The organism is Glycomyces tritici (assembly GCF_030403505.1).
Map to the genome: position 1 here is coordinate 24,488 of NZ_JAUEMJ010000007.1, position 26,200 is coordinate 50,687.

General features: G+C 67.7%; 17 protein-coding genes, 2 tRNA genes and 2 pseudogenes. 14 read left to right on the top strand and 7 right to left on the bottom strand.

Annotated elements, in window-relative coordinates; all coding sequences use genetic code 11:
* Positions 1-613 precede the first annotated feature (613 nt).
* Together QWI33_RS20590 and QWI33_RS29445 are read left to right on the top strand one after the other, a co-directional pair.
* Complete coding sequence (locus QWI33_RS20590; RefSeq protein WP_289958291.1) at positions 614-1,924, top strand: hypothetical protein; 1,311 nt, start codon at positions 614-616, stop codon at positions 1,922-1,924.
* Positions 1,925-2,239: 315 nt separating this feature from the next.
* A pseudogene (locus QWI33_RS29445) lies at positions 2,240-2,677 on the top strand (zinc-ribbon domain-containing protein); the annotation flags it as partial.
* Positions 2,678-2,722: 45 nt separating this feature from the next.
* Here the strand turns inward: QWI33_RS29445 and QWI33_RS20595 are convergent.
* Positions 2,723-2,938 carry a hypothetical protein gene (locus tag QWI33_RS20595; protein WP_289958290.1) on the bottom strand — a complete coding sequence of 72 codons (216 nt, stop codon included), beginning with the start codon at positions 2,936-2,938 and terminating at the stop codon, positions 2,723-2,725.
* A gap of 225 nt (positions 2,939-3,163) precedes the next feature.
* On the opposite strand from QWI33_RS20595, the pseudogene QWI33_RS29450 reads away from it, so the two are divergent.
* From QWI33_RS29450 to QWI33_RS20605, 3 genes and pseudogenes are all read left to right on the top strand, one after another.
* Positions 3,164-4,528 (top strand): annotated as a pseudogene (locus QWI33_RS29450) (zinc-ribbon domain-containing protein); the annotation flags it as partial.
* Positions 4,529-4,734: 206 nt separating this feature from the next.
* The gene (locus tag QWI33_RS20600) at positions 4,735-5,247 is read left to right on the top strand and encodes a DddA-like double-stranded DNA deaminase toxin (RefSeq protein WP_289958289.1); all 513 of its coding nucleotides are present in this window, start codon (positions 4,735-4,737) and stop codon (positions 5,245-5,247) included.
* Positions 5,240-7,033 (top strand): pentapeptide repeat-containing protein, encoded by a 1,794-nt coding sequence (locus QWI33_RS20605; protein ID WP_289958288.1) that lies wholly within the window; start codon positions 5,240-5,242, stop codon positions 7,031-7,033. The genes QWI33_RS20600 and QWI33_RS20605 overlap by 8 nt, the downstream gene beginning before the upstream one ends.
* Positions 7,034-7,346: 313 nt before the next feature.
* Here the strand turns inward: QWI33_RS20605 and QWI33_RS20610 are convergent.
* Positions 7,347-7,423 (bottom strand) — tRNA-Leu (locus tag QWI33_RS20610).
* Positions 7,424-7,637: 214 nt separating this feature from the next.
* Positions 7,638-7,711: transfer RNA gene (locus QWI33_RS20615), tRNA-Leu, on the bottom strand.
* A gap of 320 nt (positions 7,712-8,031) precedes the next feature.
* On the opposite strand from QWI33_RS20615, the gene QWI33_RS20620 reads away from it, so the two are divergent.
* The 4 genes from QWI33_RS20620 (at position 8,032) to coaE (ending at position 14,474) form a co-directional block, all read left to right on the top strand.
* Positions 8,032-8,649, top strand: a complete 618-nt coding sequence (locus tag QWI33_RS20620; RefSeq protein ID WP_270113239.1) for an ANTAR domain-containing response regulator — start codon at positions 8,032-8,034, stop codon at positions 8,647-8,649.
* Between the two features lie 116 nt (positions 8,650-8,765).
* On the top strand, positions 8,766-11,465 hold the full coding sequence (gene polA / locus QWI33_RS20625) for a DNA polymerase I (protein WP_289958287.1): 2,700 nt from the start codon (positions 8,766-8,768) through the stop codon (positions 11,463-11,465).
* A gap of 244 nt (positions 11,466-11,709) precedes the next feature.
* Positions 11,710-13,209: a 30S ribosomal protein S1 gene (gene rpsA, locus QWI33_RS20630; protein ID WP_289958286.1), complete on the top strand. Its 1,500-nt coding sequence runs from the start codon at positions 11,710-11,712 to the stop codon at positions 13,207-13,209.
* 74 nt (positions 13,210-13,283) lie between these two features.
* Positions 13,284-14,474 (top strand): dephospho-CoA kinase, encoded by a 1,191-nt coding sequence (gene coaE / locus QWI33_RS20635; protein WP_289958285.1) that lies wholly within the window; start codon positions 13,284-13,286, stop codon positions 14,472-14,474.
* 59 nt (positions 14,475-14,533) lie between these two features.
* Here the strand turns inward: coaE and QWI33_RS20640 are convergent, their stop codons facing one another.
* Complete coding sequence (locus QWI33_RS20640) at positions 14,534-15,946, bottom strand: hypothetical protein (protein WP_289958284.1); 1,413 nt, start codon at positions 15,944-15,946, stop codon at positions 14,534-14,536.
* A gap of 78 nt (positions 15,947-16,024) precedes the next feature.
* Here QWI33_RS20640 and uvrB point away from each other — a divergent pair, with 78 nt between their 5' ends.
* The gene (gene uvrB / locus QWI33_RS20645) at positions 16,025-18,085 is read left to right on the top strand and encodes an excinuclease ABC subunit UvrB (RefSeq protein WP_289958283.1); all 2,061 of its coding nucleotides are present in this window, start codon (positions 16,025-16,027) and stop codon (positions 18,083-18,085) included.
* A 154-nt stretch (positions 18,086-18,239) separates the two neighbouring features.
* Here the strand turns inward: uvrB and QWI33_RS20650 are convergent, their stop codons facing one another.
* The gene (locus QWI33_RS20650; RefSeq protein WP_289958282.1) at positions 18,240-18,530 is read right to left on the bottom strand and encodes an antibiotic biosynthesis monooxygenase family protein; all 291 of its coding nucleotides are present in this window, start codon (positions 18,528-18,530) and stop codon (positions 18,240-18,242) included.
* 268 nt (positions 18,531-18,798) lie between these two features.
* Here QWI33_RS20650 and QWI33_RS20655 point away from each other — a divergent pair, with 268 nt between their 5' ends.
* On the top strand, positions 18,799-19,860 hold the full coding sequence (locus QWI33_RS20655) for a TerC/Alx family metal homeostasis membrane protein (RefSeq protein WP_289958281.1): 1,062 nt from the start codon (positions 18,799-18,801) through the stop codon (positions 19,858-19,860).
* Between the two features lie 74 nt (positions 19,861-19,934).
* On the opposite strand, the gene QWI33_RS20660 is transcribed toward QWI33_RS20655, so the two are convergent.
* On the bottom strand, positions 19,935-20,864 hold the full coding sequence (locus QWI33_RS20660; RefSeq protein WP_289958280.1) for a C40 family peptidase: 930 nt from the start codon (positions 20,862-20,864) through the stop codon (positions 19,935-19,937).
* Between the two features lie 224 nt (positions 20,865-21,088).
* Here QWI33_RS20660 and bioB point away from each other — a divergent pair, with 224 nt between their 5' ends.
* Together bioB and QWI33_RS20670 are read left to right on the top strand one after the other, a co-directional pair.
* Complete coding sequence (gene bioB, locus QWI33_RS20665; RefSeq protein WP_289958279.1) at positions 21,089-22,156, top strand: biotin synthase BioB; 1,068 nt, start codon at positions 21,089-21,091, stop codon at positions 22,154-22,156.
* 83 nt (positions 22,157-22,239) lie between these two features.
* Positions 22,240-22,578 carry a YciI family protein gene (locus QWI33_RS20670; RefSeq protein ID WP_289958278.1) on the top strand — a complete coding sequence of 113 codons (339 nt, stop codon included), beginning with the start codon at positions 22,240-22,242 and terminating at the stop codon, positions 22,576-22,578.
* A gap of 7 nt (positions 22,579-22,585) precedes the next feature.
* Here the strand turns inward: QWI33_RS20670 and QWI33_RS20675 are convergent, their stop codons facing one another.
* Positions 22,586-23,605: a LacI family DNA-binding transcriptional regulator gene (locus QWI33_RS20675; protein WP_289958277.1), complete on the bottom strand. Its 1,020-nt coding sequence runs from the start codon at positions 23,603-23,605 to the stop codon at positions 22,586-22,588.
* A 267-nt stretch (positions 23,606-23,872) separates the two neighbouring features.
* On the opposite strand from QWI33_RS20675, the gene QWI33_RS20680 reads away from it, so the two are divergent.
* Positions 23,873-26,197, top strand: a complete 2,325-nt coding sequence (locus QWI33_RS20680) for a beta-glucosidase family protein (RefSeq protein WP_289958276.1) — start codon at positions 23,873-23,875, stop codon at positions 26,195-26,197.
* The last annotated feature ends 3 nt before the right edge of the window (positions 26,198-26,200 follow it).

Here is a 26,200-nt window from a genome sequence, read left to right on the forward strand (position 1 = left end):
GGGGGAGGAGCGGGGTGTTCACGCGGAGATCGTCTCGGCGTTGAGCTCGTTGCCGTCCCTGTCGTACGTCGCCTGGACAAGGAAAGAAGAGTCGTGTTCGCCAGTTCAGGGGCGTATGGGTCTGTGACATGACCCGGGCAGGAGCCGAACCCACGCGCCTTGCAGCCTGAGGCGGACCTCAGTACTGAGGTCGATAACAGGAGATCTTCTTGAATCGGGCCTGGTCACAGCATGTCAGGGCCGTCTGGCGAGCGCGTGTGGGTTCGTAACCTTCACCGCCACTGAACTGGGTTTGCGGCCGGGGCGGAGAGGACGTGGTAGAGAACCTCCAGATGACGTGACCGCGCTGTTGCAGCTGAGGGGCGCGCAAACGGCCGTGCAGCTATCGGTAGTCGCGTGCCCCAACGGCAGCAGTGCTTCTCAACATGGTGCGACACGATGTGCGACGGTGGTCCTTCGAACGGATGAATCCGCGCGGTGCGTGACCGATCTGCCCGACATCAGTCGCTGGTGGACACTGACTCAAGTGCATGGCCTATACGGTCCATGTACAGCGTCCCACTCCGCTGCACCCCGCCCCTCCACCCCGCCGCGCGGGAGCCAGGAGTGCCCGATGTCCATGCCAAACCCGTCCGCCCGGCCCTTCTTCGATCTTCCGCCAGTGCGGATCCTCGTCGTGCTCGGCGTGGTCTACGTCCTTGCTGGTGCCTTGTACGCCATGGCCTCGATCCCGAACCTGCTTGTGATCATTGCCCGCATCGATAGCGGGCCGACCTACGTGGACCGTTCGCTCGCGTTCCTTCGGGAAACTGCCGGGCAGTGGGCGGACGCCCTGACGATCGCTTCCTACAGCGGCACCGGCCGCCTGTGTCTCCAGCTCGCGCTGTTCGCGCTGCCGCTGATGTGGATCGCGGCGCTCATCCGCTCCGCCCGTGCACGCAGCCCGCGACCGATCCAGATCACCGTCCTCGCCGGCCTGCTCGGGCTCATCGGTATCCCCATCGCCGCCTGGATCGGCTGGCTCCTGTGGGCGGCGTGGCGTATCGCCGGGTACGTCATGGACTTCATCGCCTGGATCGCACCATGGGTGACGCGGATCCTCTTGTGGATCCTTGTCGCCGTCATGGTCGTCGCCGCCATCGCCGCTGTCGTCTACATCGGGAGGATCCTCGTCAGACTCATCCTCGCGCTGACGCAAGGCCGACGCTGGATCGGTGCGCTTCTCGTCGTAGCTGCTGTAGCGGTGGTCGCCGGTGTGCTCGCCGCAGGTTGGCTTGACGGGCTTCTCGCCCTCATCGCGCACGCCTTCGCTGTGGCCTGGGCAGGTCTGGTCGCGGGCATCGAATGGATTGTCGCCCTCGTCGCCCCCGTGTTCGGGTTCATCGGCCGCGTTATCGCCGTCGTCGCGGTGTTTCTGGTAGCCGCCGGTCTGTTCACGGCACTGTTCGGGCAGATCGGCCGCATCGTGTGCCTGCCGGTCGCCGCTGCGGTCAATGCCGGTGCCACCCAAGGCAAAAGCGCCGACCTTGCCGCCGGTGTCGGTGTCGCGGGCTCCATGGTAGCGACCGCTGCCGTGCTCGACCCGACCTTCGGACACTGGTTCGCAGTTACCTGGAAGGTCACGCCCGTCTTCACGCATCTGCCGGTCCCGACTGGCATCTACGCGTTCCTCATCCCCGATTCAGCCGAAACGCTGCTCCGTCCTGCGTTCACCGGGTTCGCGTCGTTCCTGGACGTCGGATTGCTGCTGCTGTTGATGGTGATCGGCACGTTCAGCCTGCTGTTCTCCGTGAAGACGTGGCAACCGGGCGCTCGCGGGACCCTGTGGGTGCCCGTCATGCTCGGCGTAGGTCTCGCCATCGCCGCCGCACTGTTCCTCATTGCGATCCTGCTGTTCGCGGCATTGAACCGCGGCGACGATTGAGGGTGGCCGGGCCGGTGCTTGGTGGGCGAAACGGCCAGGCCCTCCACTCGCGACATAGGTGCCGGCGGGGGCGACGCGAGCCGCATCTGGCCGCTCGCCGGGCATGGCGATATGGAACGCCCACCAAAACCCCAGCATGATCCGTCATAACAGGGTTCGTGTTTGCCTACTGTGCCCGAGGAACCCCCCTAGCCTTGTATGCATTCTCGTTCAGGTCGATCTCCGCCGCTCGGTCGCGACGTCGAGGTAATCCTCTGCGTCGCCGCCGAGAAGCGCGAAATGCCAGATGTCGTACCCATGCTCTACGGTGTCGCCATGGCAGACCCACGAGCCCGCCGCCCGAACCTCGCGCTGGACAACCCCGCCTTGGCAGCACAATGGCACCCGGTTAAGAACGGGGACATGACGCCAGCTGACATACCCGCCTGTTGGAACGCGAAAGCTTGGTGGACCTGCCCCGAGTGCGCACATGAATGGGAAGCGTACGTCTCCAACCGGAACAAATCGGTCAACCCACGGGGATGCCCGCAATGCGCAAGTCGGGCACGATTCGGCTTCCGCAATCCTCCCCCGGGGAGAAGCCTTGCCGACGTCCGCCCCGATGTCGCCGCTGAATGGCACCCGACCCGTAACGGGGGCCTCGCCCCAACCGACATTCTTCCCGCAGTGTCCAAACGATCCATATGGTGGCAGTGCCCGCGAGGTCATGAATGGCAGACCTCCCCGGCAATGCGGACTGGCCAGAACACACGCTGCCCCAAATGCATTCCGCAAGGCACGTCTCGGTTTGAAATCGAACTATTTCATGAACTCCGCGCAGCCGGGTGCCCCGTCGTGCACGACCTGCGACTTCCTGAAGGAAGCCGGTGGCGTCAGGTCGACATTGCAGTCCCCGAATGGCACCTTGCCGTCGAGTTCGACGGGCACCTGTACCACCGAACCAGTCAAACGCGTGACAGCGAGAAGACCGCGCACCTGATCGCTCTCGGATGGACGGTCGTTCGCGTCCGTCAAGGTCTTGAGGCTCTCACTGACCAGGACCTAGGCATCACAATCACCGCTACTGTCCTGGAGACGGCGCATCTCCTGCTCGCGCACCTGGCCAGCCTCGGGTATCCCGTGAACGCTGGAGAATACTTGGCGGCCAGGATTCGCCTGGGTGCAGATGCCGCTGCCGCCGACTACGAGTGCCGCGTGCAGCGTTCGCTGGCGACCGACCATCCCGAACTAGTTTGTGACTGGGATATTGCCGCTAACGGGACAGGGCCCGAGGCGTATGGGTCCGGTGCACAAGAGCGAGTGTGGTGGCGCTGCCACTCCTGCGGACACCAATGGCAAGCCGCGGTCGCCGGCCGCGCGAACGGTTCCGGGCCTGGCTGCGCGACCTGCAAGCAAGCGAAGCGGAAACAGCCGAAACCGCCGCCGCCGGGGCAGAGCCTCACGGACCGGCACCCGGCGATCAGCGCTGAAGTGGCCGCGGACTTGAACGAGGGCCGCACCGGCGCGGACTTCATGCCCGCATCACAGTGGAAGATCTGGTGGCGGTGCGCGCGCGGGCACACCTGGGTCCAGAAAGTGGCCGACCGGACCATCAAAGGCGCCGGCTGCAAGGAATGCCGGAAGCTGGACGCGCCCCTGCGGTACCGCCCGGCCGAGTTCGAAGACTCCCTCGCGGCGGATCCGGAAATCGCCGCCGCGTGGCACCCGACGCGCAACGAAGGGCGCACACCCCGGGATTACAAGATCACGAGTGACTACCGCGTGTGGTGGCAATGCCCAGACTGCGGACGTGAGTGGGAGTCGTCGGTTCGCAGCCGCACCAAGCAGCGAGGAGGCTGCCGCACATGCGTGTTCGCTGACAAACGCGGGCATCGGACTCCACCGCCAGGTGGATCGGCCGCCGAACTGTTCCCGAGAATCGTGCCCAACTGGCATCCAACCAAGAACGGCGAGCTCACCCCATGGAACCTCGTCCCTGCAGCGAACGTCACCGTGCACTGGTTGTGCGAGCGCGGGCACGAGACCTCGTCGCTCCTGTCGTCCCGAACGACCGGGGGCGCCTCCTGCCCCGAATGCGAACGGCAGGACCGGTGGGCCATCTACCATGCTGAACGGGCACACGTCGCATCGTTCGCCGCGGCCCGACCCGACCTCATCGACCAGTGGGACCGCGAAGCGAACCCTAAAGGGCCTGAGGAGGTCCGCAAGGAGTCGCGAACCTTGGTGTGGTGGCGGTGCCCGACATGCAGACACCGGTGGCAGGCGTCCCCAGTCGCACGTTCGCGAGCGGAAGGAACTGGATGCCGTTCTTGCATTCTCAAAACCCGTCACGAATCGAACTCGGCGGCCCCGGGACACAGCCTCGCAGATAGGTTCCCTGAGATTGCTGCAGAGTTCGCGGCCGACTTGAACGGCGACTGGACCCCGGAGCGGCTGCGCCCGTTCTCGAACCGGGTCATGTGGTGGCGGTGCACGAAGGGACACGAATGGGAAGCGGCCGTTAACCGGCGAACCGGCAGAGGAACTGACTGCCCGCAATGCCGAGGATCCCGTGTCCCGAAGTCACCACCGGAAGACCGACACTTCCAAACGACCCTCTGGTGACCGGGCTGGCATAGTACTGCGTTTGGCTTTCCTGTCTGGGGCGCGGATCGGTGCGCGAAGTCGGCGAGTTCTTCAACCGCTGCGCGCGATGGCCCCGGAGAGTCTCCGCCGCCCTCAATCTTGCCCCTAGGTGCCGCCGCAGACTGTGCTTTTCAGCGGGTGGGCCGAATCTCGTAGGATGTCATTCCCCGAGGGTTGGAGCCAGGATGGCAAGTGTTGACGAGGCGTCCGGAGCGGCCGGCGCATCCTCGGCACCGTCCTACGACCCGAAGGCCCGTGATCCTGCTCGCGTGGAGGCGATTCGGCGCGAAGGTTGGCCCCGCAACGTGAAGGGGCGCACGTCCGCCCTGGGTCTGCTGTACGACGGGGCCGGAAAGCCGGTGTTGCGCCAACCGTTGAGGCCGTTGAGCGGCGACCGCGTCTATGACACACCGGACCTGAAAGACGAATGGCGGCTGCGCGAGGTCGCGACTTCGTGGCATATCGAAGGCGGCGTCGCGGCGTACATGCGCAAGACGACAACTATGGTCATGACCCTGTGGTTGAACATCCCCACTTGCGGCGGCTACCGCCGGCCCGACCCCAACGGGTGCCATGAGAACTTGCCAAAGGTCCTGCCGCCGGGGTATACCCTCCACGTTCGGGTGGAAGGCGAAGATGGCAGCTACCAGCTCAACACGTACCGAGGGACTGGAGAGGCGTTGAAGCGCAGTGAATGATTACGAGCGCTACATCGTGACCACCGATGCGGTGCAGCTCGCCGAGCTGCGCGCGGCGGCCGATGAACTCGACACATATGAGCTCGGTGCGCGTGCTATGAGCCTTGGTCTGTTCCCGCCGGACTACGCCGAAGGCGAGCACCACAGCATCACCCTGTACGGACCTCCCGGGCACAAAGGGCCGCCGCTGCTGGTGTGGAGCGTCGGCCTGTACTCGCCAGACGCCGAGGACCTGTACGTGGACGACGACGAAGGCCAAGGTGATGATGGCGGCGTTGATACTGCTTGGGCCGGGCTCGGCGTCGGCATCGCAGCCTCAGCGCAAGGTGACAAGGATGACGAGGTCGGGTCCGGCCCGCGAGTGACGGCGGACCCTCCAATCACTAGGTCCGACAAGGGCGCAGCGTTGAATCATGATCAACCGCCACCTCTGGACAAGATTCGCCTACTCCCTTGGTGGGTAGCGTTGGCAGCGGTCTGCGCGGTTCTCGTCACTATCGTAGTCACATATGTTCTTGTCCTGTTTCAAATACCCGATGCAACACAGTCTGATGAGACTTTTGTCATCGAGACGGCGAAATTGCGGATATCTGCCATTCGCTACGCATTGACGGCAGGGGCAGGTGCCGTCGGCATCTTGGCGCTCCTTCTGGCTTTCCATCGCCAGCGCCAAGGGGAAAGGCAGCAACAACATAAAGAACTCGAGTCGGCGTCAATGCAAAATGACGCCCAACAGCGACGGATTACGGAGCTGCGCATCAAGGCTGTCGAGCAGCTTGGGTCCGAAAGTCCCGCAGTCCGAATAGGCGGTCTTCACAATCTTGAAAGACTCGGTGACCTTCACCCGGAACTTCGACAGATTGTTCTCGATGAAATCTGCGCGTATCTAAGGATGCCTCGCGTAAGAAGCGAGGTCGAGAAACAATCCCGTCTAGAGGAATTTCAGCTAGCAATCATCGGCAGTACTTCATCTGAAGAACAACACGTTCGACTCGTGGCCCAAGAGATTCTCCAACGCCACCTCAATCAACGTAAGCATCCCGGAGGCTTCTGGGAGCATACTCGAATGAATCTCTCTGGGGCAGTTCTTGATCGTATTGATTTCAATGGAGCCGAGCTGCGAAATGCGGATTTCGCACAGGCGAAATTTATCGGAAGGCCAAATTTTGAAGAAACTAGATTCGTAGGGAATGTCGTCTTTACCGAAGCTAAGTTCATGGCTGGTGCAAACTTCTTTAAGGCCATCTTTGAGGGAAGCGCACAATATCAACGAGTCGAATTTCTTCAAAGTGCCGTGTTCAGCTGGGCGCACTTCAGGCAAGATGCACTCTTCATGTACGGTTCGTTCGGGCAAGATGCTGAGTTCACCGGCGTCGAGTTCGACGGAAGATCGTACTTCAACTCGACTAGGTTTGAGACTAGCGCATCATTCAAAAATGCGCGGTTTGATGCAATCGCTTCTTTCCATTCGGCACGAGTAAAGAGTGTGGCAACCTTTGAAAATGTAGAATTCGAGAGTCACGCGACCTTCATGGAAGTGTATTTTGGTAGCGAGGCTAGATTCAAGAATGCAAAATTCACCGCAAGTGCAGACACAAGCTTCAATAAGACTGTGTTCTGTGAGAGGTCTGATTTCGAAAATACGTCTCTCCGTGAGTCTGAAATCTTCAGCCAGGCCCGCTTCAACCGGCTATACACACATACCCCCCCCAGTGGATGGAATATGCTCACAGGTACGGAGGACCCCGCATGGGGTTCGATCCAGATGTCTGAGTCTCCCCGCTGAGGAGTTGGTGGTCTCCTGGAGATTCACGAAGGCCTCGGTGCTGCTGCCGGTGCTCGCGTCCCACGCGCAGTTGTGGGAGGCACCGAGGCCGCTAATCAGTGCCGCCGCGCGCGATGCAAGTATCGAGCTCCAGAGGGACCCCCTTGCTCGAAACCGAGTTCGAGGACCTGTTTGCTTGGCTCGACCCGCCAACCCTGCCAAGCTGACTGGATGGGAGCTCCGATCCTAATATCGGACGGCGCTCGAATTGCGGGCCGCGGCCGGGCGTATTCTCCCGCTGGTCGAGCTCGGGTTGGACCGCCTTTGCTGAGTTTGGTGCCCTACCTGGGATTCGAACCCAGACTGTGCGGGTTTTGAGTCCGCTCTCTCTGCCAGTTGGAGTAGTAGGGCCGGTACAGTTGGCCTGGCCGGGGAGCGATGCTACCTGCAGGCCACGGATGTCCGAGGAGTCTGGTGGCGGTCGTGGCCGGGGGAGGAGCGGGAGGTTCACGTTGAGGTCACCTCGGCGGTGAGCTCGTTGCCGTCCCGGTCGTATGTCGCCTGGAGCAGGAAACTCGGGGTGGAGTCGTGTTCGGCCAGTTCGGGGGCGTACGGGTCTGTGACATGACCCGGGTGGGATTCGAACCCACACTGTACGGGTTTTGAATCCGTCTTCTCTGCCAGTTGGAATACCGGGCCGAGGCACCGGGCAGTGCGCCGGAGCCGGTGTAGATGATACCCGGTGCGGGGCGGGCGGCCGCGAACCGGTCCGAGTGGGCCGCTAGGCGGCAGCGGAAGAAAGCGGCCCGGTGGGATTCGAACCCACACCGTACGGGTTTCGAGCCCGTCCTCCCGGTCGGCCCGAGGCGGGTTGCCCCGCTCACGTTTCGGTTCCAACGTCCGAAACGCTCGGCATAGGAACGTGCGGGCCCGAAGCGCGGCGGCTAAGCTAGCGTCCTGGTGTGCCTGAAACGACGCACGCCCCTACGTCCATTCGCGCACGAAAGGTACGGACCCGCATGACGAGCAAGGCCGCCGAGGAGCCGCGCAAGCGCGTGCTCATCGCCGAAGACGAGGGGCTCATCCGCCTCGACCTGGCCGAGATGCTCACCGAGGAAGGCTATGAGGTCGTAGCCGAGGCCGCCGACGGTGAAGCCGCCGTCCGCCTCGCCGAGGAGCACCAGCCCGACCTGGTCATCTGCGACATCCAGATGCCGATCATGGACGGCCTCCAAGCCGCGGAGAAGATCGTCTCCGCGCGCATCGCGCCGGTCGTGATCCTCACCGCCTTCTCCCAGCGCGACCTCATCAGCCGGGCCACGTCCGCCGGCGCCATGGCCTATCTCGTGAAGCCCTTCCAGAAGTCCGACCTGGTCCCGGCCATCGAGCTCTCCCTCACCCGCTTCGCCGAGATGACCGCCCTTGAGAAGGAGGTCGCGAACCTCACCGAGCGCCTCGAGGTCCGCAAGCTCGTCGACCGCGCCAAGGGCCTGCTCATGACCCAGTACGGCATGCCCGAGCCCGACGCGTTCCGCTGGATCCAGCGCGCCGCGATGGACCACCGCCTCTCGATGCGCGCCGTCGCCGAGCGCGTCATCGCCGAAGCCGAGCAGAAGGAAGCCCAGGAAGCCGAGTAGGCCTCCCGAACTTCACGGCCCGCGGACCCCACCGTCCGCGGGCCGTTTCTGCATCCCCGAGCCACGCGGCCCCCGCTTGCCGCCGGGTTGTCGGAGGCACTCGATAGGCTCGTGGGGTGACTTCTTCGCAATCGCGCCTGCTCCTGATCGACGGCCACTCGATGGCATACCGCGCGTTCTTCGCGCTTCCCGCCGAGAAGTTCGCCACGGACGACGGCCAGGTGACCAACGCCGTCTACGGTTTCGCGTCGATGCTGATCAACCTGCTCAAGGCCGAGGAGCCCACCCACATCGCGGTCGCCTTCGACCTCTCGCGCCACTCGTTCCGCACCGACGAGTACGCCGCCTACAAGGACGGCCGCGGCGAGACCCCGCAGGAGTTCAAGAGCCAGATCCCGATCATCCAGCAGCTCCTGGACGCCTTCGGCATCTCCTGGCTCACCAAGACCAACTACGAGGCCGACGACATCATCGCGACCCTCGCCACCCGCGCCGGAGAGGCCGGGTTCGCCACGCTCATCTCCTCGGGCGACCGCGACGCGATCCAGCTGGTCGGCGCCGACACGACCCTGCTCTACCCGGTCAAGGGCGTCACCGAGCTCGCCCGCTACACGCCCGAGGCCGTCGAGGCCAAGTACGGCGTCACCCCCGACCGCTACCGCGACCTCGCCGCCCTCGTGGGGGAGAAGTCCGACAACCTCCCCGGCATCCCCGGCGTCGGCCCCAAGACCGCCGCGAAGTGGATCGTCAAGTACGGCTCGCTCGACGGCCTGGTCGCCAAGGCCGACGAGATCACCGGCAAGGCCGGCGAGAACCTGCGCGCGCACTTGGACGACGTGCTGCGCAACCACCGCCTCAACGGCCTCGTGTGCGACCTCGAACTCGAATCGGGACTCGACGACCTGGAGTGGGCCGGCTGGTCGGTCGCCGAGACCAACAGCCTGTTCGACGCCCTCCAGTTCCGCGCCCTCGGCGAGCGCCTCAACGCGAACCTCGCCTCCAAGGCCGTCGGCGCCGCCGCAGTCCCCGCCGTCGAGGTCGATCAGACCGAGGCCGCCGCGCTGGTGCCCGGCGGGCTCGCCGCCTGGCTCGGCGCCCGCGAAGGGACCGTCGCGATCGCGTTCACCGGGACCTTCGCGTCCGGGGCGGGCTCGTTCGACACGATCGCGCTGGCCGAGGGCGGCCAGGCGCTCTGGTTCGAGCCTTCCCAGCTCGACGCCGAGGACGAGACGACCTGGGCGGCCTGGCTCGCCGACCCCGCCAAGGGCAAGGTCGTGCACGACGCGAAGGCGTTCCTGTGGGGCGCCGACGCCGCGGGCTGGCCCGAGGTCGAGGGGATCAAGGCCGACACGGTGCTCGGCGCCTACCTGCTCAAGCCCGAGCAGCGCTCGTACGCGCTGGGCGACCTCGCCATGCAGTTCCTCGGCCGCGAGCTGGAGACCCCCGAGACGCCCGCCGCCGACGGCGCGCTCGTGGGCCTGGACGCGGCGATGAACGACGATTCGGCGAAGCTCGAGGCCGACTGCGCCGCCGCGGCCGTCATCGGGGACCTCGCCGCCGAGCAGACCGCCCGGCTGGCCGACCGCCACCAGGCGCGGCTCGCCGACGAGATGGAGTTCCCGCTCGCGGGCGTCCTGGCGCGCATGGAGATCCTCGGGATCGCCGCAGACGAAGGCCACTTCGCCGACATCGAGGCCGGGTTCGCCATGCAGTCGAAGGAGGCCACGGACCGCGCCCACGAGATCGTGGGCCGCCCCTTCAACGTCGGCTCGCCCAAGCAGCTCCAGGAGATCCTCTTCGAGGAGCTGAAGATGCCGAAGACCAAGCGCACCAAGACCGGCTACACCACCAATGCCGAAGCGCTGCAGCAGCTCTACGCGAAGAATCAGCACCCGCTCCTGGAGCAGCTGCTGCGGTTCCGCGACGTCGAGAAGCTCAAGCAGATCGTCGCCACACTGCGCGCGACCATCCAGACCGACGGACGCATCCACACCACGTTCCACCAGACCGTGGCCGCCACCGGGCGCCTCTCCTCGGCCGACCCGAACCTGCAGAACATCCCGGTCCGCTCCGAGGCCGGGCGCAACATCCGCGCCGGCTTCGTCGTCTCCGAGGGCTTCGAGTCCCTCATGACCATCGACTACAGCCAGATCGAGATGCGGATCATGGCCAGCCTCACCGGCGACGAGGGACTGATCGACGCGTTCGTCTCGGGCGAGGACATCCACCGCGCCGTCGCCGCGAAGGTCTTCTCCGTCGCGCCCGAGGCCGTCACCGCCGAGCACCGCCGCAAGATCAAGGCCATGTCCTACGGCCTCGCCTACGGCCTGTCCACGTACGGCCTGAGCCAGCAGCTCGCGGTCTCCACCGAGGAGGCGCAGCAGCTCTCGAACGACTACTTCGCGCGCTTCGGGAAGGTCCGCGACTACCTGCACCGGGTGGTCGAGGAGGCCCGCAAGACCGGGTACACCGAGACGATCATGGGCCGGCGCCGCTACTTCCCAGACCTCACCTCCGACAACCGCCAGCGCCGCGAGATGGCCGAGCGGGCCGCACTCAACGCCCCGATCCAGGGCAGCGCCGCAGACATCATGAAGACCGCGATGCTCGGCGTCGACCGCGCGCTGCGGTCCTCCGGGCTCGCCTCGCGGGTGCTGCTGCAGGTGCACGACGAGCTCGTATGCGAGGTCGCACCCGGTGAGTCGAAGGCGCTCGAATCGCTCGTGCGCGAGCAGATGTCGAACGCCGCCGAGCTCGCGGTGCCGCTCACCGTGCAGGCCGGTTTCGGCGAGTCGTGGGAGGCCGCCGCCCATTAGCGGGTCGAGGCGCCCGCTTGCCGGCCTTGGATGTCGTGGCTGCGGCCACGAGTCCCGGCCCGGACTGGCGCGGCGTTATCGCGCACGGTAACCTGGGATGGCCTGGGCATGTCCGCGTCCTCAGAATGGAGTAGGACGCGTTGCCAGCGGCAAGGGCGGCCCGGGAACGAACTGCGAGCATTCGCGTCTAGCGAGGGCGCGGGCGCGAGCCCACGATTCTTACGTATCCGGAGCACCAGCCCACATGACGAGCAGCATCGAGGCCACCTCGAGCAACGCTGAGAACAGCACGGTCGAAGAAGTCTTTTCCGACGAGGAACTCCTCGCGGCGATCGACGCGACCATCAAATACTTCAATGACGGCGATATCGTCGAAGGTACCGTCGTCAAGGTCGACCGGGATGAAGTCCTGCTCGACATCGGCTACAAGACCGAGGGCGTCATCCCCTCGCGCGAGTTGTCGATCAAGCACGACGTGGACCCCGAAGACGTCGTCTCTGTGGGCGATCACGTTGAGGCCCTCGTCCTCCAGAAGGAGGACAAGGAAGGCCGTCTGATCCTCTCGAAGAAGCGCGCGCAGTACGAGCGTGCGTGGGGCACCATCGAGAAGATCAAGGAAGAGGACGGCGTCGTTCGCGGCTCGGTCATCGAAGTGGTCAAGGGCGGTCTCATCCTCGACATCGGCCTGCGCGGCTTCCTGCCCGCGTCTCTGGTCGAGATGCGTCGTGTGCGCGACCTGCAGCCGTACGTCGGCCGCGAGCTCGAAGCCAAGATCATCGAACTCGACAAGAACCGCAACAACGTGGTCCTGTCGCGTCGCGCCTGGCTCGAGCAGACCCAGTCCGAGGTCCGCACCGAGTTCCTGCACCAGCTTGCGAAGGGCCAGGTCCGCAAGGGCACGGTCTCCTCGATCGTCAACTTCGGCGCGTTCGTCGACCTCGGCGGGGTCGACGGCCTGGTGCACGTCTCCGAGCTGTCCTGGAAGCACATCGACCACCCGTCCGAGGTCGTCGAGGTCGGTCAGCCGGTCGAGGTCGAGGTCCTCGAGGTGGACCTGGACCGCGAGCGCGTCTCCCTGTCGCTGAAGGCGACCCAGGAAGACCCGTGGCGCCAGTTCGCCCGCACCCACGCGATCGGTCAGATCGTCCCGGGCAAGGTCACCAAGCTCGTCCCCTTCGGCGCGTTCGTCCGCGTCGAGGACGGCATCGAGGGCCTGGTGCACATCTCCGAGCTGGCCGAGCGCCACGTGGAGGTGCCCGAGCAGGTCGTCAAGGTCGGCTCCGACGCCATGGTCAAGGTCATCGACATCGACCTGGACCGCCGCCGGATCTCGCTCTCGCTCAAGCAGGCCAACGAGGCCTACGTCGAGAACGAGGAGCAGTTCGACCCGACGCTGTACGGCATGGCCGCGCAGTACGACGACCAGGGCAACTACATCTACCCGGACGGCTTCGACTCGGAGACCGGCGAGTGGATGGAGGGCTTCGACGAGGCCCGCGAGGAGTGGGAGCGGCAGTACGCCGAGGCCCGCACCCGCTGGGAGGAGCACGGCAAGCAGATCGCCGAGCGCGTCATCACCGAGGCTCCCGCCAAGCCCGCCGAGGGCGAAGCGGCCCCCAAGGGTGAGAAGGGCGCGAAGAAGACGACCTCTGAGAAGAAGTCGGCTCCTTCGGCCGAGCCCCAGGGCACCCTGGCCACCGACGAGGCGCTCGCGGCTCTGCGCGAGAAGCTCGCCGGCAACTAGGTTCGTCGCTCGTTTAGCTGAAATACACACTGCCCGTCCCAGGCTGTTCGCCTGGGGCGGGTAGTGTTTTATTTGTGCTTAGAGTCGCATTGACAGGTGGCATCGGAGCCGGTAAGAGCACGGTCGCAGCGAAGCTGTCTGAGCTTGGGGCCCGCGTCGTCGACGCGGACGCCCTCTCCCGCGAGGTCGTCGCCCCGAACACCGAGGGGCTGGCCGCGGTGGTCTCCCGTTTCGGTCCCGAAGTGCTCGACGCCGACGGCGCGCTGGACCGCGCCGAACTCGCGAAGATCGTCTTCGACAGCCCGCCCGCCCGGGCGGAGCTCGAGGCGATCGTGCACCCGCGCGTTCGGGCCCGTGCCCGTCAGCTCACCGATGCCATGCCCGAGGACGCCATCGTCGTCCAAGACATTCCGCTCCTGGCCGAAACAGGTCAGGCGCCCGGCTTCCACCTCAACATCGACGTGGAAGCGCCGCGAGAGCTCAGGCTCGAACGGCTCGCCGAGCGGGGCCTGCCCCGCGCCGACGCCCTGCGCCGGATCGACGCCCAGGCCTCCGACACCGAACGCCGCGAGGTCTGCGACGTCGTCATCCACAACGGTGGCGACCTGCACGAGCTCGAGCACCGTGTCGAGCTCCTGTGGGTCGACCGCATCATGCCGTTCGCCGAGAACCTCCGCCAGGGCCGCTATGAGCCCCGGCCCGAGAAGATCCAGCTCGTCGAGACCGACCCGGAATGGTCGCGCCGCTTCGAGCACCACGCCGCGCGCCTGCGCCGGGTCCTCGGACCGAGCGCGGTCCGCATCGACCACGTGGGCTCCACCGCCGTCCCGGCCGTGCCCGCGAAGGACGTCATCGACATCCAGGTCACGGTGGTCGCGCTCCCGATCGTGGACGCCTTCGCCGATGCGCTCGGCGACGCCGGGTTCTACGGCAAGGTCGCGCACGATTCGCCCAAGCCCGAGTTCCCGAACCCGCTGGACTGGGAGAAGCGCTTCTACGGCTTCGCGGATCCGGGGAACATCGCCCATGTCCACTTCCGGCCGATCGACAGCCCCGGCCAGCGGTTCGCGCTGCTGTTCCGCGACTGGCTGCGCGCCGACCCGGCCGCCCGCCGGGACTACGCGCAGGCCAAGGCCGCGCTGGCGACCAAGGTCGATGCGACCGCGGACTACACCGAGGCCAAGGAGCCCTGGTTCGACCAGGAGGGCTGGCCCCGCGCGAACCGCTGGGCCGCCGAGACCGGCTGGCACGCCCCGGTCTGCTAAGCGGAGGTGAATGAGGAGGGGCCAGGCCGCACGGCCTGGCCCCTTCCATACCACTGTGGTCAGCCGATCTTCTCGGCCAGCTCCCAAGGGATCTCGACCATCGGGAAGTCCTCATCGGACAGTTCGGCGCTGGCGACGCCGTAGAACGACATCATCTCGACCTCGCGCAGCCGCTCGCCTTCGAGGTGGTAGCGGAACGCCGAGCGGCCCCCGGCCGCTTCGGCGTCGCCGGCGACCGGGAACTCGACGACGTGCACCGCCTCGCCGTCGACGTCGTCGACCCGGAGCAGGAACGCCTGCTCCGCGATGGCGTCCGCGTCCTCGGCCTCCTCGGCGGCCATCTCCAGGAGCCGGAAGACCAGCGATTCGACCGCGCCGAAATGGTCGGCCGCGTCCTCGTCGGCGAGCGCGTGCGCCTCCCAGCCTTCGGCGGGCGGCGACTCGGGCAGCTCGTCGCCCTCGGCCGCGGCGGTCGCGTAGCCGCCGGGCCGGGCCAGGAGCAGCCGCTGGCCGCTCGCGTCCGACAGGTGCAGGTACGCGGTCATGGTGCGCCAGTCGATCGAGCCGCGGCCCGTCGTCACCTCGCCGTCGCCGGTGGGCACGGTCAGCTCAACCTCGGCGGTGTCCTCCCAGTTGCCCTTGCGCACCTCCGCGATCGTCGCCGCCAGCTCCTCGTCGACGGGGGCGGGCGTGACCGCCGGGCCGCCCAGGAGGTCGGCGGCCGCGAGTCCGCTCGCGTCGAACTCGACGTCGCGCAGGAAGTCCACGGCCGAGAGGCTCTCCTCGCCCGTGTTCACCTGGAAGCGGCGCAGGTTCCCGTCCGCGTCGAGCGAGTACAGCGCCTCAGGCTTCGCGCCCTGCTGGGGCGCACTCTCGTCGGTCTCGACCATGATCGGCGCGCGGAAGGAGTCGACCGGCTCGCCGTCGATGACCCCCTCCTCCCGCCACGTGGCCTGCGCCGCCAGCTCGGCGGGGTCGTCGGCCTCGGCACTGCTCAGCGTGAACAGCGAGGACGCGAGGATGTCGATGGTCGTCTCCAGCGGCGTGCCCGCGCCCGCGAGCATCTGCCGGGTGGTCCAGCCGTCCTCGGGGACGCGCAGCTCGCTGAAGGCCGCCTCGTCGTCCGCGCGGGTGGCGATGAGGCCCGGGACGGCCTGAATCAGCCGGTGGCCGCCCTCGGCGTCCGGAACGCGCGCGTACAGCATCGGCGTCTGCCAGTCGACGAATCCGTCCGCCGTGACCGTCTCGCCGCCGGTGGGCACGCTGATGCGCACCGCGACCGGCTCGGAGCCGTGGTTGCGCTCGCGCATCCCGGCCAGCAGCGCGGCCTCCTCCTCGCTCACGGGGCGCTCGGCGCTCGACCCGCCGGGACTGCACGAGACGGCGAACCAGCCGGCGACGGCGATCGCGACGATGATGGCCATGGCCCACATCAGGGCCGATTTCCAGGGGACTGCGGTAGTGGAGCTCACGCAGGGACCAACGAGCCGGACCGGGAAAAGTCACCGCCGATCGCGAACTGTGTCGTACCCCGGCGCTACGGTTGGGCCGTGGCATTCGATATTCCGCGCGCCGAAGGGCGCTTCGAGGTGGTAGCCGACTGGGAGCCGTCGGGGGACCAGCCGACCGCGATCGCCCAGCTGACCGAACGGGTCGAACGAGGCGAGCGGGACGTGGTCCTGCTCGGCGCGACCGGCACCGGCAAGTCGGCCACGTCCGCGTGGCTCATCGAGAAGCTCCAGCGCCCCGCGCTGGTGATGGTCCACAACAAGACCCTCGCCGCGCAGCTGGCGAAGGAGCTTCGCGAGCTCCTGCCGAACAACGCGGTCGAGTACTACGTCTCGTACTACGACTACTACCAGCCCGAGGCGTACGTCGCGCAGTCCGACACCTACATCGAGAAGGACGCCTCGATCAACGAGGAGGTCGAGCGGCTGCGCCACCGCGCCACCTACTCGCTGCTGACCCGCCGCGACGTCGTCGTGGTGGCCACCGTCTCGGCGATCTACGGCCTGGCCACGCCCGCCGAGTACCTGGAGCAGGCCACCGAGGTCGCCGTGGGCCAGGAGTGGGACCGCGACAAGCTGCTGCGGCGGCTCGTCGACGTCCAATACGGCCGCAACGACGTCGCCTTCACCCGCGGTACCTTCCGGGTGCGCGGCGACACGATCGAGATCATCCCGGCCTACGAGGAGCTGGCGATCCGCATCGAGATGTTCGGCGACGAGATCGACCGGCTCTACTACCTCCACCCGATCACCGGCGACGTGGTCCGCGAGGTCGACCGGGTGCTCATCTTCCCCGGCTCGCACTACGCCACGGGCAACGAGCGGATGGCCCGCGCGATCCGCGACATCGAGGTCGAGCTCGAGGAGCGCCTCGCCGAGCTCGAAGAGCAGGGCAAGCTCCTGGAGGCCCAGCGGCTGCGGATGCGCACCGTGTTCGACCTGGAGAACATGAAGCAGATCGGCACCTGCAACGGCATCGAGAACTACTCGCGGCACATCGACGGCCGCGCCGCCGGCACCCCGCCGCACACCCTGCTCGACTACTTCCCCTCCGACTTCGTCACCATCGTCGACGAGTCGCACCAGACCATCCCCCAGATCGGCGCGATGCACGAGGGCGACGCCTCGCGCAAGCGCAACCTCGTGGACTTCGGCTTCCGGCTGCCCAGCGCGCTGGACAACCGGCCGCTGCGCTTCGACGAGTTCCGCGAGCGCGTGGGCCAGAGCGTCTACCTCTCGGCCACCCCGGGCAAGTGGGAGATGGAGCAGACCAAGGGCCAGTTCGTGGAGCAGGTGATCCGCCCCACCGGCCTGGTCGACCCGCATGTCGAGGTGCGGCCGACCAAGGGCCAGATCGACGACCTCATGTACGAGATCAACGAGCGCGCCAAGAAGAACGAGCGCGTGCTCGTCACCACCCTCACCAAGAAAATGGCCGAAGACCTCACGGACTACTTCATGGACAACGGCATCCGGGTGCGCTACCTGCACTCGGAGGTCGAGACGCTCCGCCGGGTCGAGCTGCTGGGGGAGCTGCGGCGCGGCGACTACGACGTCCTCGTCGGCATCAACCTCCTCCGGGAGGGCCTCGACCTGCCCGAGGTCTCGCTGGTCGCGATCCTCGACGCGGACAAGGAGGGGTTCCTGCGCTCGGGGACCTCGCTGATCCAGACGATCGGGCGCGCGGCCCGCAACGTCTCGGGCACCGTGCTCATGTACGCCGACAAGCTCACCGACTCCATGAAGGCGGCGCTCGACGAGACCGACCGCCGCCGCGAGAAGCAGATCGCCTACAACAAGCTGCACGGCGTCGACCCGCAGCCGCTGCGCAAGCGCATCGGCGACATCATGGAGGACCTCTACGAGTCCGCGGCAGACACCGCGAAGCTGGTCGAAGAGGACCCGTGGGCGACCCTTCCGAAGAGCAAGCGGGAGCAGGGCGCCGGCAAGGTCCGCTCGGAGATCCTCAAGCAGCTCGATGAGCGCAACGAGCAGATGCTCGCGGCCGCAAGGGAACTCAGGTTCGAGCTCGCAGCGGCCTACCGGGACGAGATCACGGATCTGAAACGCGAACTCCGCCAGATCGACGAGGCCGGAGCGTAGAACGAGACGAGCGGCCCCCGCCGGAAGGCGCGGGCCGCTCGCTGCAAGTACTTCTCGATCGACGTCGCCGCTGCGCTGCCTGGTCGACGTCGTCGAAGTGCTGCTCATTCGACATCGTCGCCGTGCTGTTTATTCGACGTCGTCGCTGTGCTGCTTATTCGACGTCGTCGAAGTGCTCCACCAGCGGGGGCTGGGCGAAGTACGGGCCGATGGCCTCGCGCCACTTGACGTACCGGTCGGTCTCGCGGAAGCCCTGCTCATGCGCTTCGACCGAGTCCCACTCGATGAGGAGCACGAAGCGGCTCGGCGACTCGACGCCCTGCGTCATGCGCAACGTGCGCAGGCCCGGGGAGACCTTCACGAGTTCGCGGGCGGAGCGGTACGCCTCCTTGAAAGCGTCCTCCTGCCCGGGGGTGACCTTGATTTCAGCGACTTCGAGAACCATGAGCGGAGCCTTCCACAGCTGCCGCCCCAACGGCCCCAGCAGGCGTAGTGTCGAGAGTGAAGTCACATATCCGACTGGTGACAAGTCGGCTTCCGGCAGGCAGAATAGTCCCGTCTGTTCAGAATCAGGTATGTGGGGAGTATCCCGCAGCGCTCGCCGCTGTTAGCGTCGTCGTCAATGCACGGGACCGCGATCGGTCCCCGGTGGCGCTGGTCCGCAGGGACCGGGAGAGACCATGTGACCCTCCAAAGGCAAGGAAGGCAACACATTGGACCTCCCCCCGTGGGCCTGGGCTCTCACGATGGTGGTGCTGGCCTCCGTGGTCGTACTCGACCTCGCGATGGCCATCCGCAACCCCCACAAGCTCTCGACGAAGGAAGCGGCCTCCTGGGCCGGCGTCTACATCGGCGCGGCGCTGGTCTTCGGCGTCATCATGTTCGTCACCCAAGGCGCGACTTACGGCGGGCAGTTCTACGCCGGCTACCTGACCGAGCTGGCGCTCTCGGTCGACAACCTCTTCGTCTTCCTGCTCATCATCCAGGGCTTCCGGGTCCCGCCGGTGCTCCAGTCGCGTGTGCTGCTGGTCGGCATCGTCCTCTCGATCATCCTCCGCGGCGGCTTCATCGCGGTGGGCTCCGTGCTCATCGCGAAGTTCAGCTGGGTCTTCCTCATCTTCGGCGCGATCCTCATCTGGACCGCGATCGGGCAGCTCCGCGAGAACGCCCACGAAGGCGAGGAGGGCGAGGAGCACTACGAGAAGTCGCGCTTCATGAAGTTCGCCGAGTCGAAGATGCGCGTGAGCGCCGACTACCACGGCAGCAAGCTCTTCACCCGCATCGACGGCGTCAAGTTCGTGACGCCGCTGCTGCTGGCGATGATCGCGATCGGCTCGACGGACATCCTGTTCGCCCTCGACTCGATCCCGGCGATCTTCGGCCTCACCCAGGAGCCGTACCTGGTCTTCACCGCCACGATCTTCGCGCTCATGGGCCTGCGCCAGCTGTACTTCCTGCTGGCCGCGATGCTCAAGTCGCTGAAGTACCTGCACCTGGGTCTGGCGGCGATCCTCGGCTGGATCGGCGTCAAGCTCGTCATGAACGGCCTGGCGGAGAACCAGCTGCCGTTCATCAACGGCGGCCACCACATCGAGTGGATGCCGCACATCCCGACCACGATCTCGCTCGGCATCATCGCCGGCGTGCTGGCCGCGGTCGTGATCGCCAACTGGTTCCTGCTGCGCCGCCAGGGCAAGTCCTTCAAGGAGCTCTTCGCGGAGTCCGAGGCCGAGATGGACGCCGCCGCCCCCGCGGTGGCGGGCGTCGATAAGTAAGCACGCAAGCGCACAGCAAGCGGAACGGCCCGCCTCCCCGGAAGGGAAGGCGGGCCGTTCCGCTTGCGGCGTTCTCAGGCCTGCACGGGCAGGCGGCGGCAGGCGGTGATGCCCGCCAGCTCGGAGTCCTTGAGCGATTCGACGACGACCTTGCCGTAGACCGAGGACGAGAAGATGACCTCGGGCAGGTCGGTCTGGCTGCGCTCGGCCATGATCGCCGGGGTCCTGGAGTCGCCGCCGTGCTCGAGGAACACCAGGTCGCCGGGGTGGAGGTCCTCGAACTGGACGGCCTCGCCGGATTCGATGAGCGCGTCGTTGAAGCGCGGCACGTCGATGCCGAGCTGGCGGTAGACGATCCACACCAGGCCGGGGGCGTCGATGCCGTAGGCGCTGACGCCGCCGTGGAGGTACGGGATCTCCAGGAGCTGCTGGGCGAGTTTCACCGCGTCGAGCCCGGCCGCGATGAGCGCGGTCGAGGGCGCATCGGTGACGGGTTCGTTGGCGAGGTCGCGCTGGGGCACCCAGCCGGGCTGCCGCGGCCCGGGCAGGCCCACGGGGACCCAGCCGCGGTAGGCGGCGCCGACGACCCGCAGGCGGGTGCCGAGGGTGACGCCCGGGATGGCGACGTCGCCGCCCGGTTCCTCCCGCACGGCGGTCGCGGTGGCGCTCACGAAGTGCTCGACGCCCTCATTGTCGTTCTCGGCGGGGTGCACGAGCTGGTCGAGCGGGACCCAGCCGGAGGTCTCCTGCTGCGGGCAGGAGACCTCGGCCCAGCCGTCGGCGACCTGGAGGACTTCGACGCGGGTGCCGAGGAGGCACTGGGTGCGCACGCGCCCCTTGAGGCCGTTGGCGCGGATGTCGTTGGTGAGCCGGGCGACCCATTCCCGGATGGCGGACGGCACGCCGAGTGCGAGGCGGTCCTCCGGTCCCGGGGCCGAGGGCTGGGCCCAGAGGGTCGCGACTGCGACGGCGATCAACGCCGGTTGTCCAGGTGCGATCGGCACGGTTGGTTCTCTCCGGATGGCTCGAGCGGTTCGTCGTATGAAACGCGAGCAGGGGGGACCTCCACCAGCCCGCCGCGTTCTTCGCAGCACCGACCACCCACTGTAGCAAGTGTATTCGGATCGCGACGCTGCGGTCTGAGGGTGATGTCCGATGCCTATCGCACGCAATGGCCGCGAACCATGCGAAAGGTCCCGCGTGTCCGCGCTGTGGCAAGATTTTTGCCATGACCGCAGTGCACGAAGCCCTCAGCCGCCTGTCCGCCGCCGCCGACGCGGGGGAGGCCCCGGCCGCCGCCGACCTCGAAGCGGTGCTGGCGAGCGCGGACGCCGAGCTCATGGACGTGGTCGCCGCGGCCGCGCGGCACCGGTTCCGCCACTTCGGGAACACGGTCAAGCTCAACTACCTGGTGAACCTCAAGAGCGGGCTGTGCCCCGAGGACTGCAACTACTGCTCGCAGCGGCTCGGTTCGAAGGCCGACGTCCTCAAGTACACGTGGCTGAGCCCGGAGCAGGCCGCCGAGCAGGCCGCGGCCGGCGTCTCGGGCGGGGCCTCGCGGGTGTGCCTGGTCGCAAGCGGGCGCGGTCCGACCGATATGGACGTCGAGCGCGTCGGCAAGACCATCGCCGCGGTGAAGAACGCCGCACCCGGCGTGGAGGTGTGCGCGTGCCTGGGCCTGCTCAAGGAGGGCCAGGCCGAGCGCCTCGCCGACCTCGGCGCGGACGCCTACAACCACAACCTCAACACCGCTGAGGACTCCTACGCCGAGATCTGCTCGACCCACACCTTCGGCGACCGGGTGGACACCGTGAACGCCGCGCACGGCGCGGGCCTGTCCCCGTGCTCGGGCCTCATCGCGGGCATGGGGGAGTCGGACGCCGACCTCGTCTCGGTCGCCTTGGGGCTCAGGGGGCTCGATGTGGACTCGATCCCGGTGAACTTCCTGCTGCCCTTCGACGGCACGCCCCTCCAGGACACGTGGGAGCTCGACCCGCGCCGGTGCCTGCGCATCCTCGCGATGGTGCGCCTGGCGAACCCGGCCGCGGAGGTGCGCCTCGCGGCGGGCCGCGAGGTCCACTTGCGGCACATGCAGGGCGTGGCGCTCCAGATCGTCAACTCGATCTTCCTGGGGGACTACCTGACCAGCGAGGGCCAGGCGGCGAAGGACGACCTCGCGCTCATCGCGGACGCGGGCCTCGTCCCCCTCGGTCTTGACGCCGCCCCCGAGGCGGTCCGCGAGGCGGTCAAGCCCCGCAAGCGCGGGGCGGGCACCGACGTGGCCCCGAACGCCTGATCCGGGGACGGTGTCGGACCCCGTCCGTACGATCGGGGCGGGGCGCCGTGCACCGCGGCCGGCGCCGGACAGGAGGCACCGGTATGGAGCGCTATCTGATCTCGTTCGACGACGGGGCGATGACCTTCCCCGAGGAGGACCTGCCCGAGGTGAGCCGGGATTCGCGCGCGGTGGTCGCGGCGGCGAAGGAGGCCGGCGTCTGGATCTTCGGCGCAGGGCTGGAAAGCCAGCGCGCGAGCATCGTGGACACAGACGGCACGGTCGCCGAGGGGCCGTTCCCCGAGACCAAGGCGGTCCTGGGCGGGTTCGCGATCATCGAGGTGGACTCCGGCGAGGAGGCCCTGGCGTGGGCCGCCCGGTTCGCGAAGGCCTGCCGGTGCGCGCAGGAGGTCCGGGTCCTCCTCTACGACCCGGACTCCTGACCCCGGTTCAGACCAGGGGTGCGGTGGACTCGCGGACGACGAGCTCGGTGGCGAGCTCGAGGCGGGGCGAGTCGATGTCGTTGCCGGCCGCCATCTCCAGGACCGTGCGGGCGGCGAGGGCGCCCATCTCGGCGAGGGGCTGGCGCACCGTGGTCAGCGGCGGGCTGGTCCAGCGCGACTCGGGGAGGTCGTCGAAGCCGATGATGCTCACGTGCTCGGGGATGCGCAGGCCCGCTTGGCGGATCGCCTCGTAGGCGCCGAAGGCCATCTGGTCCGAGGAGGCGAAGATCGCGGTCGGCGGCTCGGGGAGGCGCATGAGCGAGGACGCGGCGTCGAAGCCGGACTGGTGGTAGAAGTCGCCGTCGTAGATCAGCGTCGGGTCGTAGGTGAGGCCGGCCGCGTCAAGGGCGGCGCGGTAGCCGTCGAAGCGCGCCCGGGAGCAGAGCACCTGCTTGGGGCCGTGGATGAAGCCGATACGGGTATGGCCCAAGGAGATCAGGTGTTCGGTCGCGGCCAGGCCGCCGGCCCAGTTGGTGGCGCCGATCGCCGGGGCGTCCATCGTCGGGCCCCCGGAGGGGTCGAGCACGACCATGGGGACCCCGAGGTGGCGCAGCTGCTCCAGGATCGGGGAGGCGAGCTGGGAGACCACCAGGATGACGCCGTCGGAGGCGCGCGTGCGGAGGTTGTCCAGCCACTGCTCGGTCGAGGCGCGGCGGCGGTGGACCGCCGAGACCACGGTGCCGACGCCGGCGGCGTGGGCCGCGTCCTCGACGCCGCGGATGATCTCCACGGCCCAGGGGCTGTCCAGTTCGTTGAAGACGAGGTCGACCAGGCGCGCGCGGCTGGGCGCGCGGGTGGAGCGGCGGCGCTGATAGCCGCGCTCGTTCAGCAGTTCCTCGACGCGTTTGCGCGTCTCGGGGGCGACGTCCGAGCGTCCGTTGATGACTCGCGAGACCGTCGGCACGCTGACGCCGGCCTCGTCGGCGATGGCCCGGATCGTGATGCGCCCATGTTCGTCTTCGCTCAAAGGTCCTCCTGGTCGTTCCTGCCCAACCGTAGTGCCGACATCTTATAGCTGTGCCCCAGGGCTCCCGGATTCCACCCGAAACTTTCGAGAACTTCGCTCGATAAAACGTCCTGGGCAAACGCATCCCACGCTTAAATCAAGCCTAGAAGTAGCCCGTCATCAATGTTATGGTGTGCAAACCTGTATCGAAAACGATCAGAAAAGTTTCAGAAACTATCGGCCCGGAACCAGCAGTTCCAATGCTCCGGGCCGCTTGAGTGGAGCAGCATGGACACCGACACCCCCGCGGACGCGGCCGAACGCGCCGCCGGTCTTGTCAAGCGGATGACGCTCGAAGAGAAATGCGCGCAGCTGTACAGCCTGTGGCGCGGCGTCGACGCGGACGCCGCCGACATGGCCCCGCACCAGAGCGAGCAGAACAGCGGCGTCTCCGAGGACGAGGCCATCGCGCACGGGTTGGGCCAGCTGACCCGCCCCTTCGGTTCGGCCCCTGTCCCGGCCGCCGAAGGCGCGGCCAACCTCGCCGCCCTGCAGCAGCGCATCCGGGCCTCCAGCCGCTTCGGCATCGCCGCCCTGGCCCACGAGGAGTGCCTCACCGGTTTCATGGCCCACGGCGCGACCATCTTCCCGACCGCCCTCGCCTGGGGCGCGACCTTCGACCCCGAGCTCATCGGCGCGATGGCCCAGCAGATCGGCGCGACCATGCGCAGCGTGGGCGTCCACCAGGGCCTCGCCCCCGTGCTGGACGTCGTCGCCGACTCGCGCTGGGGCCGGACCGAGGAGACGATGGGCGAGGACCCGTACCTGACGGGCACGCTCGCCACCGCGTACGTCTCGGGCCTCCAGGACTCCGGGATCGTCGCCACGCTGAAGCACTTCGCCGGCTACTCCGCCTCGCACGCGGCCCGCAACTTCGGACCGGTCTACATGGGCCCGCGGCAGTTCGCCGAGACTTACCTGACCCCGTTCGAGATGGCCGTGCGCATCGGCCGCGCCGGCTCCGTGATGCCCTCCTACGCCGCCAACGACGGCATCGCCTCCCACGCCAACCCCGAGCTGCTGCAGAGCATCCTGCGGGACGAATGGGGCTTCGAGGGGACCGTGGTCTCCGACTACTTCGGCGTCAACTTCCTCAACTCCCTGCACAGCGTCGCCGCCGACCGCTCCGAAGCGGCCGTGCTGGGCCTCGCGGGCGGCGTGGACGTCGAGCTGCCGAGCGTCGACTGCTACGGCGAGCCCCTGCAGTCCGCCGTCGCCGCCGGCCGCATCGACGAAGGCGTGATCGACCGCGCCGTCGAGCGCGTGCTCACCCAGAAGATCCAGCTGGGCCTCCTCGAGGAGCTCCCCGAGCCCGCCGCGGAGATCGACCTCGACCCGCCCCACGCCCGCGTGCTGGCCGCCGAGGTGGCCCGCAAGTCGATCGTGCTCCTGTCCAACGACGGCACGCTGCCGCTCAAGGCCGAGCCGGGGCGGATCGCGCTCGTCGGCCCCGTCGCGGACGACAAGGCCGTCATGCTCGGCTGCTATGCCTTCCCGAACCACCACGGCCGCAACGATGCCGCGTCCATCGACTCGGACGACCCGTACCCGCACGTGGACATGGGCGTCTCGATCGCCACGCTCCTCGAGCGGCTCAAAGCGGACCTCCCGGCCGCGGTCGTCGAGCACCTCGCCGCCGGCTCCGTCCTCGACGCCTCCGACGCCGAGATCGCCGCCGCGGCGAACGCCGCCGCCGCTGCCGACCTCGCGATCGTCGCCGTCGGCGACCGCTCCGGGCTCTTCGGCCGGGGCACCTCCGGCGAGGGCTGCGACGCCCCGACGCACGCGCTGCCGGGCCGCCAGGCCGAACTGCTCGAAGCGGTGCTCGACTCCGGCACGCCCACCGTGGTCGTCGTGATCTCGGGCCGCCCGTACGCGCTCGGCACGGCCCCGGACCGGGCCGCCGCGATCGTGCAGGCGTTCCTGCCCGGCCAGGAGGGCGCCGGCGCGATCAGCGCGGTGCTCACCGGAGCGGCCGAGCCCGAAGGGCGCCTGCCTGCGGGCGTTCCGGCGCGCGCGGACTCCCCGCCCGCCACCTACCTCGCCCCTGAACTGGCCCGGCGCTCCTCGGTCTCGTCGGTGGACCCGACGGCCCGCTACGTGTTCGGCCACGGCCTCTCGTACACCGAGTTCACGTGGGACGAGGCGGCGCTCGTCTCCGGCGCCGAGGTCGGCCCGGACGAAGTCGTCGAGCTCGCGGTCCGCGTGCGCAACACGGGTGAGCGCCACGGCACCGAGGTCGTGCAGCTCTACCTCCACGACCCGGTGGCCTCCGCGGTTCGCCCCGTGCAGCGCCTGGTCGGTTTCGCGCGGCTCGACCTGGCTCCCGGTGAGGCCGGCGAGGCCCGCTTCGCCATGCCCGTCGAGCTGGCCGCGTTCGTCGGTGCGGACGGCGGGTGGGTCGTCGAGGCAGGGGCGCTCGAGCTGCGTCTCGCGCGGTCGGCGGCGGACACTGTGGCCTCGCTGAACGTCGAGGTGACGGGCACCCGGCGCCTGGAGCCGGGCACCCGGGCCCTGGCGACCCAAGTCACTTCCGCGTCCGTTGTCGGCTAGTAT